Raw genomic sequence first — 2,697 nt, forward strand, 5'->3', positions numbered from 1 at the left:
AAGGAAGTTATGGTAAAATTCCCTGGTGCAAGAGGTGGACAGGGTTACTTCATATGTTCTAGTTATGAGGAATTCCAAAATAAGATTCAGGAAATGAAAGAAAGAAATTGGATTACAGATAGTGATGTTAAAGATGCACATATTGAAGAATATGTATGTGGTACTAACTTCTGTATACATTACTTCTACTCTGCTCTAAAAGATGAAGTTGAAGTTTTAGGAATGGATAGTAGATATGAAACAAATATTGATGGTATTGTAAGAATTCCTGCACAAGACCAAATAGAAGCAAATCTTAGCCCATCATATGTTGTTAGTGGAAATCATCCAGTTGTAATAAGAGAATCTCTCCTTCCACAAGTATTTGAAAATGGAGATAGATTAGTAGAAACTGCTAAAAAATTAGTAAAACCTGGTATGAATGGTCCTTTCTGTTTACAATGTTTAGTAAATGATGATAGAGAAATTGTTATTTTTGAAATGAGTGCTCGTATTGATGGTGGTACTAATTCATTCATGAATGGATCTGCATACTCCTATATCCAATTTGGAGAAGTTATGAGTATGGGTCGTAGAATTTCAAGAGAAATTAAGAATGCTATAGAAACTGATAAACTTGATGTTATATTAACATAATTTATCAATTTACACTCCCCTCCCTTTTTAGAAGTAAAAAAAAGCTATTTTTGAGTAATGGGATATTAAATTTTAGTAAGTTGAAAATGAAATTTAGCCCCTTAATTTAAGTTTATATTAATCCAGAACTATACTCTTTTTATTTCTTAATATTTTTGTTAAAATTAGTTTTTTATAATAAGTTTTTAAATCCAATAACATATCTTCTTGACTATTTTAAAAATAAGAAAGAAAAAATAAAACTAGCAATAACCCCAACAAAAAAGACAATATGACACTACAACAGTTAAATCAACAATACTCTATCAAAGAACTAATACCCTTATATAATTACAAAAACCAAGAAAGATTTGAAAATATCCTATTTATCTCATTTAATAAAATCAATCAAAAAATAAACTTAAAAATAAAAGAATTAAAACAAAAAAATAAAAAAAGGAGAATGTTTTTTCCTTCTTTATAATATCAAAGGAAGAATTAACCTATACACAACTCCTGTATAAAAATAATCAGTCCATATTAACATTGTGCCTAGTGTTATTAACATTGGTACTAGTGGAAGTATATATGCACATAGCAGATACGAATAATATCCTGGTGGATATCTAATATCAAATTTATCATATTCTCCATTAGGACATAAAAAATTAAGTATTTTTTCTTCATGTTTTGATAAATATTCATTAATTTTATCCATAAATGTAAATGCTAATAATACTGCTATATATATTGCCCAGAGTATAATTAATACTATTGTTGGAAAGTTAAATGGATTTATTATTGTCAGACCAAAATGCACTGGACTTCCCATAAGAAGTGATGCTTCTGCTTTTAAAAGTAGTTCTGTATAAGATAAAGGCATGCTTTTCTCTAGTAGAGCATCTTTTGCATAATCATCACATGGAACATCACATCGTGATTCTTCTCCAAAGGTATGAGGACGTAATAATTCAATACATCCCACATAAAATATTATAAATGTCATTGGCCATACACTCATAGTGAACATTTTTGCAAATTCCATTGTATCTCTAAGAAGAGGTACAGTATAACCCAAGACTATAAAACCAAAAATAATAAGAAGAACTCCTTGTGATTTTCCAGTCCTTAAAGAACTATATTCTCCATTATAATATACATTTTTCTGCACCCCTAAAATAGAATATAATTTACCATTCCAATCCGAAATTTGAAATATTATTAAAATTATAGTCATAAATACAAACCAATAATAATACCACCACATTTTTTCACCTCATTATATTTTTTTTATACTGTTGCATAATATTCACTTATCCTTGTCTGATTTGTTTTTGTATTAGCTACATATGTCAAGTCTAAATATGTTAAATTCATACCATATGTTTTCCGTAATAGAAATAAAGTGTAATTCATCATATGTATTGCTTCCATTTTTATTAAATCATCAAAGTAATTTTTAACTAATTGATTTACAAGTATTAACTTAGATATTTCTACTGTAAATAATGTTTTTATTATCTTTTTAGGTACTTCTTTAAATATTTCTTCTACAGTATCATAATCAAATATTACCTTAAATACTTTCATTGTATATTTATAGGATTCTTCACTACATTTTTCAATCATTCTACCACTTAAAAAAGGTATGTTTGTAAAAGATTTTGTAAATAAATCTGATGAAGGTATAGCTACTATTGAATCATATTTTCAGAATGCTTATTATCATCTAATTTAGAGTAATTAACACACTTATCTAATTCTAAAGATGTAAATCTTTTATTTAAATTATGATAATTTGGTGAATAATCATTTATATGATTAGAATCCATATTCATTATTTACTTCACTAATCTGATTATAATCAGTATAATCTATACTAGAAGAATCATTTTCACTATATGCATAAATTGGTGAAAAACAAAAGCATAATAATAATAATAACATGACAAAAAAACATGAAAATATAAAATTATTATTCATATTATCTACTAAACATCCTATCTAATTTTAAAAAAATGTTTCAAAAATATAAAAATCCAAAAAAAATTATATGAACTGAAATATTTTAAAATAAAAATT

At 25.6% G+C, this 2,697-nt stretch carries 4 protein-coding genes; 1 reads left to right on the top strand and 3 read right to left on the bottom strand.

The window, feature by feature from the left end; translation table 11 throughout:
* Positions 1 to 636: formate--phosphoribosylaminoimidazolecarboxamide ligase (locus A9758_RS02470; RefSeq protein WP_143740857.1), on the top strand; the 636-nt coding region annotated here is incomplete at its 5' end.
* Between the two features lie 457 nt (positions 637 to 1,093).
* On the opposite strand, the gene A9758_RS02480 is transcribed toward A9758_RS02470, so the two are convergent.
* The 3 genes from A9758_RS02480 to A9758_RS07540 form a co-directional block, all read right to left on the bottom strand.
* Entirely contained in the window at positions 1,094 to 1,852 is a 759-nt protein-coding gene (locus A9758_RS02480; RefSeq protein ID WP_069776326.1) for a hypothetical protein, read from the bottom strand.
* Positions 1,853 to 1,905: 53 nt separating this feature from the next.
* Positions 1,906 to 2,244: a hypothetical protein gene (locus tag A9758_RS02485; RefSeq protein ID WP_011405853.1), complete on the bottom strand. Its 339-nt coding sequence runs from the start codon at positions 2,242 to 2,244 to the stop codon at positions 1,906 to 1,908.
* Between the two features lie 65 nt (positions 2,245 to 2,309).
* Positions 2,310 to 2,453: a hypothetical protein gene (locus A9758_RS07540; protein WP_158005511.1), complete on the bottom strand. Its 144-nt coding sequence runs from the start codon at positions 2,451 to 2,453 to the stop codon at positions 2,310 to 2,312.
* Positions 2,454 to 2,697: the final 244 nt, after the last annotated feature.

Origin of the sequence: Methanosphaera sp. A6 (assembly GCF_001729395.1) — an archaeon.
GTDB lineage: Archaea > Methanobacteriota > Methanobacteria > Methanobacteriales > Methanobacteriaceae > Methanosphaera > Methanosphaera stadtmanae.

Bases quoted from the DNA above. Each gene is read 5' to 3' on its own strand.
- A9758_RS02480 (WP_069776326.1), bottom strand. From the start codon at position 1,852: ATGACTATAATTTTAATAATATTTCAAATTTCGGATTGGAATGGTAAA.
- A9758_RS02485 (WP_011405853.1), bottom strand. From the start codon at position 2,244: ATGATTGAAAAATGTAGTGAAGAATCCTATAAATATACAATGAAAGTA.
- A9758_RS07540 (WP_158005511.1), bottom strand. From the start codon at position 2,453: ATGAATATGGATTCTAATCATATAAATGATTATTCACCAAATTATCAT.